The sequence below is a fragment of the Streptomyces sp. bgisy159 genome (genome assembly GCF_965341775.1).
GTDB lineage: Bacteria > Actinomycetota > Actinomycetes > Streptomycetales > Streptomycetaceae > Streptomyces.
In genome coordinates this window covers 46,625-54,811 of the sequence record NZ_CBDQZH010000048.1, presented here as the reverse complement: position 1 = coordinate 54,811, position 8,187 = coordinate 46,625, and the positions used below count along the sequence as shown (strand labels likewise).

The window sequence follows — 8,187 nt, the reverse complement described above, 5'->3', positions numbered from 1 at the left end:
TGCAGGCGGACGGCGTGACGAGCGGGGAGCCGTCGATCTCGGTCGCGGGCTGACCAAGCCCAGGCGCAGCGCCCCGTGAGGGGCGCGGGGACTGCGCGAGCACCCCCCGAATCGCACGGGCACGCACACAGCCCCCCGAGCGGTCGGGCGCAGGGCGGCGTACCTCAGCTCCCGCAGGTACAGTGCGGAAACCAGCAGTTCCCCGGAGGACCCCCGTGTTGACCCAGACCACCTCCCGGGTCCTCGAACCGAGCGACCTGGACGCCGCCCTCGCCGTCCTCGACCGCGAGCCCGTCGCGAACGCCTTCGTGACGTCCCGCGTGCAGGCCGCCGGCCTCGACCCCTGGCGCCTGGGCGGCGAGATGTGGGGCTGGTACGAGGACGGAATGCTCACGTCCCTCTGCTACGCCGGCGCCAACCTCGTCCCCATCTGCGCCACCCCCCGCGCCGTCCGCGCCTTCGCCGACCGCGCCCGCCGCGCCGGCCGCCGCTGCTCCTCCATCGTCGGACCGGCCCGGACCACCGACGACCTGTGGCGCCTGCTGGAACCCAACTGGGGCCCCGCCCGCGACGTCCGCCGCCACCAGCCCCTCATGGTCACGGACCGCGTGCCGGCCGACATCACCCCCGACCCGTACGTCCGCCGCGTCCGCAAGGACGAGATGGAACGGATCATGCCGGCCTGCATCGCGATGTTCACCGAGGAGGTCGGCGTCTCCCCGATGGCCGGCGACGGCGGCCTCCTCTACCAGGCCCGGGTCGCCGAACTCGTCGGCGCCGGCCGCTCCTTCGCCCGCTTCGACGAGCACGGCAAGGTCGTCTTCAAGGCCGAGATCGGCGCCGCCACCGCCCAGGCCTGCCAGGTCCAGGGCGTCTGGGTGGCCCCCGAACACCGGGGCCGGGGCATCGCGGCCCCCGCCATGGCGGCCATCCTGCGCCACGCCCTCGCGGACGTCGCCCCGGTCGTCAGCCTGTACGTCAACGACTTCAACACCGCGGCGAGAAGGACGTACAGCCGGGTCGGGTTCCGGGAGGTCGGCGCCTTCATGAGCGTGCTGTTCTGAAGCGTCTCCTTCTCGGCCCCGGCACCCCCCGCACCCCCTGTACGCTCCCCGCATGGACCTCGTCATCGGCCCCCTGGACCTCTCCGCGCACGTGGACGAGGCGCTGGCGGTCCAGGCAGTCGCCTTCGGCCTGGGCCCCGACGAGGTGGCGGTACGCCGCCAGATCGTCCTCAGACACATGACCTCCCCGGGCGCCCGCGCCCTCGGCGCCACCACGCCCGACGGCCGGCTCGCCGGCTTCGTCTACGGCATGCCCAACGACCGCGCCCACTGGTGGTCCACCGTCGTCGAGCCCTACCTGCGCGCCCGGGGCAACGACCACTGGCTCGACGACTCCTTCGTCATCACCGAACTCCACGTCCACCCGGCCTACCAGAACCGCGGCGCGGGCCGCGCCCTGATCACCACGATCACCGACAGCGCCACCGAGCCCCGCTCGATCCTCTCCGCCATCGACACCGAGAGCCCCGCCCGCGCCCTGTACCGCTCCCTCGGCTACCACGACCTCGCCCGCCAGGTCCTCTTCCCCAGCGCCCCCCGCCCGTACGCCGTGATGGGCGCCGTGCTGCCCCTGCTGCGCCGTTAAGGATTTCCGGCCGGGCCGCCCGCCCGGCTAACCTCCTGCCATCACCCTCACGCAGCAGGAGTACGAGAACCATGGCCAACGCACCGGTCCAGCGCATGTCGAACTTGATGGCGAAGACGCTGCGCGACGACCCGGCGGACGCCGAGGTCCTCAGCCACAAGCTTCTCGTCCGGGCCGGCTACGTCCGCCGCACCGCCGCCGGCATCTGGAGCTGGCTGCCCCTCGGCAAGAAGGTCCTCGCCAACGTCGAGCGCGTCGTCCGCGAGGAGATGGACGCCATCGGTGCCCAGGAGGTGCTGCTCCCCGCCCTGCTGCCCCGTGAGCCGTACGACGCGACCGGCCGCTGGGACGAGTACGGCGCCGAGCTGTTCCGCCTGCAGGACCGCAAGGGCGGCGACTACCTCCTCGGCCCGACCCACGAGGAGATCTTCACCCTCCTGGTGAAGGACCAGGCGTCCTCCTACAAGGACCTGCCGGTCATCCTGTACCAGATCCAGCACAAGTACCGCGACGAGGCCCGCCCCCGGGCCGGCATCCTGCGCGGCCGCGAGTTCCTGATGAAGGACTCCTACTCCTTCGACCTCGACGACGACGGCCTCGCCCGGTCGTACGCCCTGCACCGCCAGGCCTACCAGCGCATCTTCGAGCGTCTCGGCCTCGACTACCGCATCTGCGCCGCCACCGCCGGTGCGATGGGCGGCTCGAAGTCCGAGGAGTTCCTCGCCCCGGCCGGCGCCGGCGAGGACACCTTCGCCGACTGCCCGAACTGCGACTTCGCGGCCAACACCGAGGCGATCAGCTACCAGCTGAAGCCGGTGGACGGCTCCGCCGTGCCCGCCGCGGAGGAGATCCCCACCCCCGACACCCCGACCATCGAGACCCTCGCCGCCTCCCTCGGCGTCCCGGCCTCCGCCACGCTGAAGAACCTGCTGGTGAAGGTCGACGGCGAGATCGTCGCCGTGGGCGTGCCCGGCGACCGCGAGGTCGACATGGGCAAGGTGGAGGCGCACTTCGCCCCGGCAGCGGTGGAGATGGTCACCGAGGCGGACTTCGCCGAGCGCACCGACCTGGTGCGCGGCTACGTCGGCCCGCAAGGCCTGGAGAAGGTCACGTACCTCGCCGACCCGCGCGTGGCGCCCGGCACCGCCTGGATCACCGGCGCCAACAAGCCCGACCTGCATGCGAAGAACGTCGTCGCCGGCCGGGACTTCCAGGTCGACGAGTACGTCGACGTCGTGGTCGTCCAGGAGGGCGACCCCTGCCCGAAGTGCGGCACCGGCCTGAAGCTGGACCGCGCCATCGAGATCGGCCACATCTTCCAGCTGGGCCGCAAGTACGCCGACGCCCTCAAGCTCGACGTCCTCGGCCAGAACGGCAAGCCGGTCCGCGTCACCATGGGCTCCTACGGCGTCGGTGTCTCCCGCGCGGTCGCGGCGCTCGCCGAGCAGACCGCCGACGACAAGGGCCTGTGCTGGCCCGCCGAGGTGGCCCCGGCCGACGTCCACGTGGTCGCCGCCGGCAAGGCCCTGCAGACCGAGCTGGCTCTCGACGTCTCCGAGCGGCTCGCGGCGGCCGGCCTGCGGGTCCTCGTCGACGACCGGGCGGGCGTCTCCCCGGGCGTGAAGTTCACCGACTCCGAGCTGATCGGCGTACCGCGGATCCTCGTGGCGGGCCGGCGCGCCGGCGAGGGTGTCGTCGAGCTCAAGGACCGCCGCACGGGCGAGCGCGAGGAGCTGACGGTCGAGGAGGCGGTCGCCCGCCTCACCGCCTGACGCGCGCGCCGGACGCGGTGTCGCTCCAGGTCACGCGAGGTGGTGCCGGCGGTGCCGGGGGAAGCACCCCGGCACCGCCGGCGACTGTTACCGGGCGCCCCGGGTACTCGTCGTGCGGCGACCGTGCTCCCACGACGCGTCTCATGTGCGGTCGCCACCAGCCGGGCGCCGCGGGGGTCACGTCCTCGGAGCCGGGTCCCCTCTCAGAGCCAGCTCGCGAACTCCAGCAGCAGCTCGGCGTCCCGCCGGCGCCCCACCCGGCGGGCCCGCACCCCCGACTCCACCGCCCGGAACAGCGTCCAGCCGCGCAGCCGCTCCTGGTCGACCTCCAGGGACTCCGCGAGCCGCTTCACCCGGCGCCGGGTGGTCGTCGCCCCCGACGGTGAGGCGATCAGGTCCTCCACGCGGTCGCGCACCAGCCGCGCCAGGTCGAACGCGCCCTCCCCGACCACCGGGTCGGGCCCCACGGCCAACCACGGCACCCGGTCCCCGGAGAGCACCTTGCTCTGCCGGAACGTACCGTGCAGCAGCAGCTCCTGCGCCGGGCCGGCCAGCAGCTCCTCGCGGGCCGCGAGCGCCGCCTCCACCAGCGGCGCCACCTCCGGGTCACGCCCGGCGCTCGCCCGCATCGCCGCCGCCTGCCGTCCGGTGCGCCCGGCCACCGTCTCGAACCCGTGCCCGGCCGACGGCGTCACCCACAGGCGGCGCAGCGTCCCCGCCGCCTCCAGCAGCGCCTTCGCCTCCGGCAGCGACCGCAGCGAGACGTCGGGGTGCAGCCGCTCCAGCAGCAGTGCCCCGTCGGGCGAGGTGTCCTCCAGCAGTCGTACGGCGCCCAGCCCGGCCCACCGCGCGAGCGCCGCACGCTCCGCCTCCGGCCGGAACCGGGGCGGGGCCAGCTTCAGCACGGCCGGAGTGCCGTCCGCCCGCCGCACCAGCAGCACCAGGCTGCTGCGGCCGCCGGGCACCTGAACCCGCTCCGCGGTCGAATCGCGCAGCGCGACGGCCCTGTCCACCGCCTCCGGCAGCCTTTCCAGCCAGTCGTCACCGTCGGGTGCCGTCTCACCGAGCGCCCTGGCCAGACGCTGCGGCGGTTCGAAAACCATGCGCGAGTCGTTCCCTTCCTGCCCCCGGTCGCACCGACGGCCCCACGTCCCATCACCCCGACGGCCCGCCCACGTCATCCCGACGGCCCGCCCCGCCCTTCCGGGCACCACCGCGCCCGACGGCCCACCCACTGCCGTCGCGCCGGAGGTCCTGCTGCGGCGTCGGCTCCGGCGATCCGGTGGTTCCGGCCTCGGCCGGCTTCCACTGCCGGAGGCCGCTCAGGCCGCTCGCCGACGGAACCGGCAGCCCCGCAGCCCCGGGCCCCGGCCGCGTGGCCCCCGGCACTCAGGCGCCTCATGTCCGGCCCGCGGCCCGTGCCCCGCCCGCTCGGACGCCGTGCCTCGGGCCCGAGGGCCGTGCCTCCGCTCGTTCCCACACCCGCCGCCGTGCGGTCCCGGGGGCCGCGCCGGGCTTTCCGGTGCCGACCTCCGAGGCCCGCGGTCCTGACCCGGGTCATTGTGCTGGGTGCCCCGGGTGACGCTGGGACGCGCCCCGGCGATCCGGGCGCCTGCCCACGACGACCCGGGCCAAACACACTCTCTCAGCCCGGCACCGGCCGCCGACCACGCCCCGGTGTGCCCGGACGTGCCCCGACCGGTCCGGTGTCCGCCCGCGGCGCCTCGGCGGTCCGGCCACCGCCCTGGCGCCTTGCCCGCCGGGCCCCTCCCCGCGGCCGTTCACCCCGACCGCCGATCACCTCGACGACGCCGGACCGGCGCATCCGGGGTGCCGGCGGCCCACCGCGGCTCGTCCGGTGTGCCCGGCGCCGCGTCACCTCGACGGGGTCGACGAAGAGCGGACCCGCTCCGGCGACGGCCCCGGAGCCGGGGAGTGGCCCGATCGGCCCGGGGCGCCGGCGGCGGCCGTCTCGGTGCGCTCGGCGCGCTCGGCGAGCCCCGGGAAGGCCACGCCGCCGCCGCGCCAGCGCACCGCCCGCACCGCCGCCTCCCGCAGTGCCACGGCCGCCTCCCGCCGCCGCGCCCCCGCCGTCGCCCGCACCAGGTCGGAGTACACCCCGGACACCCGGTCCTCCAGCTCGGCCGCGAGCCGTACCGCGGCGACCGAGTCGGCCACCGGGAACGGCAGGGCGTACCCCGCGCTCGCCGCGACCGGCGTCGCGCCCCGGTCGTGCACCTCGCGCATCAGCGCGTCGCGCCGCGCCCGGTGCGCGTCGTACCCGGACCGTGCCTCCGTGCGCCGCTCCTCGCGGATCCGCCCGCCGACGACCCCGTAGCCGTACACGGCCGCGTGCTCGGCCGCCAGCGCGGCCTGCAGCGCCCGCAGCTCGTCCGCCGCGCTCATCGGGCCTCCTCGGTGAGCAGGTACGCGTGCGCCGCTCCGGCCGCCGCCACCGACGCCAGCAGCCGCGCGGACTCACCCGGCAGGTCGAGCAGCGCGGTGATCCGGGCGTCCGAGAGCGCCCGCTCGGCTTCGGCCAGACCGGCCAGGGCAGCCTTCGGATCCACCGGCACGGAAGCACTGGACCCGGACCCACGGGACCGGGAGGCACCGGGCGCCGGAGCGCTCGCCCCGGAAGGCGCCGGCGCCGATCCGCTCGGCCCCGCACCAGCCGGAGCGGACGCGGCCGGAGCCGACGCCGACCGGGACGGCGACGGGGACGACGGCGACAACGGCGCCCGTGGCGCCTTCACCTCGCCCCCGAACGCCTCCACGTGCCGTACGACCTCCGCCCTGAGCGGCGCCAGCCGCCCCGTCAGCGCCGGATGCGCGGCGAGCACCGCGTCGTACCGCTCCACCAGCCCGGCGCTGTCCCGCGCCGCACGCGCGCGTGCCTGGTCCGCCGCGGAGGGACGGGTGGGGCTCTCGCCCGAGGCGGAGCCGTCGGACCCGGGAGAGCAGCCGGCGAGCAGCGCGGCCCCGGCGGCCGAGGCGAGCAGGGATCTTCTGCGCGGTCCCGACGGGGAGCGCGGCGGCGGAGCGTAGGGCACTGCGGACGTCCTCGGGGAGCTCGTGCGGCGGAAAGCGGGAGAAGGCGGGCCCCGGGCCCGTGATCACCGTATCGTGCACTCTCCGTACCCAGGTGGACGGCAACACCCTCCGCGACCGGATACCCTTTGACCTGACACGCGACCCATCCCACAACAGCACACGCGGCCGAGGAGTCACCCGGATGAGCACCACCCCCAGCGAGAGGCTGCGAGAACTGCTCGAACCGCTCGTCACGGCACAGGGCCTCGATCTCGAAGAGCTCGCCGTGGACTCCGTAGGGCGAAAGCGGGTGCTGCGCGTCGTCGTCGACTCCGACACCGGAGCCGACCTGGACAGAATCGCCGATGTGAGCCGCGCGCTCTCGGCGAAGCTCGACGAGACGGACGCGATGGGCGCGGGCGCCTACGACCTGGAAGTCGGCACGCCGGGCGCGGAACGCCCCCTCACCGAACACCGCCACTACGTCCGGGCCGTCGGCCGGCTGGTGAAGTTCCAGCTCGCCGAGGGCGGCGACCTGGTGGCCAGGATCCTGAAGGTCGACGACGAGGGCGTCGACCTGGAGGTGCCCGGGGTCAAGGGCCGCAAGGCCACCGCACGCAGACTCGCCTTCGCCGAGGTCGCCAAGGCGCGCGTGCAGGTCGAGTTCAACCGCAAGGACACGCACGAAGAGGAAGCAGAGGAGGCGTAGCCGTGGACATCGACATGAGCGCCCTGCGGGGCTTGGTCCGGGAGAAGGAGATCTCCTTCGACCTGCTGGTCGAGGCGATCGAGTCGGCCCTCCTCATCGCCTACCACCGCACCGAGGGAAGCCGCCGACACGCGCGCGTGGAGCTCAACCGGGAGACCGGGCATGTGACCGTGTGGGCGAAGGAGGACCCCGAGGACCTGGCGGAGGGGCAGGAACCCCGCGAGTTCGACGACACGCCGTCCGGCTTCGGCCGGATCGCCGCGACCACCGCCAAGCAGGTGATCCTGCAGCGTCTGCGCGACGCCGAGGACGACGCCACGCTCGGCGAGTACGCGGGCCGCGAGGGCGACATCGTCACCGGTGTGGTCCAGCAGGGCCGCGACCCGAAGAACGTGCTCGTCGACATCGGCAGGCTGGAGGCCATCCTGCCGGTGCAGGAGCAGGTCCCCGGCGAGACGTACCCGCACGGCATGCGCCTGCGCTCGTACGTCGTCCGGGTCGCCAAGGGCGTGCGCGGACCGTCGGTCACACTCTCACGCACCCACCCCAACCTGGTGAAGAAGCTCTTCGCGCTGGAGGTTCCGGAGATCGCCGACGGGTCGGTGGAGATCGCCGCCATCGCGCGTGAGGCCGGTCACCGCACCAAGATCGCCGTCCGTTCCACCCGCTCCGGCCTGAACGCCAAGGGCGCCTGCATCGGCCCCATGGGCGGCCGGGTGCGCAACGTCATGGGCGAGCTGAACGGCGAGAAGATCGATATCGTCGACTGGTCGGACGACCCCGCCGAGATGGTGGCGAACGCGCTGTCACCCGCGCGGGTGTCCAAGGTCGAGGTGGTGGACATGGCCGCCCGGTCCGCCCGGGTGACCGTCCCCGACTACCAGCTGTCGCTGGCGATCGGCAAGGAGGGTCAGAACGCGCGCCTCGCCGCCCGGCTGACCGGCTGGAGGATCGACATCCGGCCGGACACCGAGCAGCCCGGGGAATAGATCCCGGACGCGCGGCGCTCACTTCACGACAGAT

8 protein-coding genes are annotated in these 8,187 nt (G+C 74.5%); 5 read left to right on the top strand and 3 right to left on the bottom strand.

Features of this window, described 5'->3' with window-relative positions:
* Positions 1–215: 215 nt before the first annotated feature.
* The 3 genes from ACSLTV_RS31260 to ACSLTV_RS31250 all read left to right on the top strand — a co-directional run bounded on the left by ACSLTV_RS31260 (position 216) and on the right by ACSLTV_RS31250 (position 3,422).
* Positions 216–1,064 carry a GNAT family N-acetyltransferase gene (locus ACSLTV_RS31260; protein WP_432139354.1) on the top strand — a complete coding sequence of 283 codons (849 nt, stop codon included), beginning with the start codon at positions 216–218 and terminating at the stop codon, positions 1,062–1,064.
* Between the two features lie 52 nt (positions 1,065–1,116).
* Entirely contained in the window at positions 1,117–1,650 is a 534-nt protein-coding gene (locus tag ACSLTV_RS31255; protein WP_432139355.1) for a GNAT family N-acetyltransferase, read from the top strand.
* 71 nt (positions 1,651–1,721) lie between these two features.
* Positions 1,722–3,422, top strand: coding sequence for a proline--tRNA ligase (locus ACSLTV_RS31250; RefSeq protein ID WP_432155612.1), 1,701 nt, complete (start codon positions 1,722–1,724; stop codon positions 3,420–3,422).
* 203 nt (positions 3,423–3,625) lie between these two features.
* Here ACSLTV_RS31250 and ACSLTV_RS31245 read toward each other — a convergent pair whose 3' ends face one another.
* From ACSLTV_RS31245 to ACSLTV_RS31235, 3 genes are all read right to left on the bottom strand, one after another.
* Positions 3,626–4,525 carry an aminoglycoside phosphotransferase family protein gene (locus ACSLTV_RS31245; RefSeq protein WP_432139357.1) on the bottom strand — a complete coding sequence of 300 codons (900 nt, stop codon included), beginning with the start codon at positions 4,523–4,525 and terminating at the stop codon, positions 3,626–3,628.
* A 772-nt stretch (positions 4,526–5,297) separates the two neighbouring features.
* A complete protein-coding gene (locus ACSLTV_RS31240; protein ID WP_432139358.1) occupies positions 5,298–5,828 on the bottom strand; it encodes a ferritin-like domain-containing protein in 531 nt (176 codons plus the stop codon).
* Positions 5,825–6,475 carry a hypothetical protein gene (locus ACSLTV_RS31235; RefSeq protein ID WP_432139359.1) on the bottom strand — a complete coding sequence of 217 codons (651 nt, stop codon included), beginning with the start codon at positions 6,473–6,475 and terminating at the stop codon, positions 5,825–5,827. The genes ACSLTV_RS31240 and ACSLTV_RS31235 overlap by 4 nt, the downstream gene beginning before the upstream one ends.
* A 182-nt stretch (positions 6,476–6,657) precedes the next feature.
* Here ACSLTV_RS31235 and rimP point away from each other — a divergent pair, with 182 nt between their 5' ends.
* Positions 6,658–7,164, top strand: a complete 507-nt coding sequence (gene rimP, locus ACSLTV_RS31230) for a ribosome maturation factor RimP (RefSeq protein ID WP_432139360.1) — start codon at positions 6,658–6,660, stop codon at positions 7,162–7,164.
* 2 nt (positions 7,165–7,166) lie between these two features.
* Positions 7,167–8,153: a transcription termination factor NusA gene (nusA, locus tag ACSLTV_RS31225; protein WP_432139361.1), complete on the top strand. Its 987-nt coding sequence runs from the start codon at positions 7,167–7,169 to the stop codon at positions 8,151–8,153.
* Positions 8,154–8,187 lie beyond the last annotated feature (34 nt).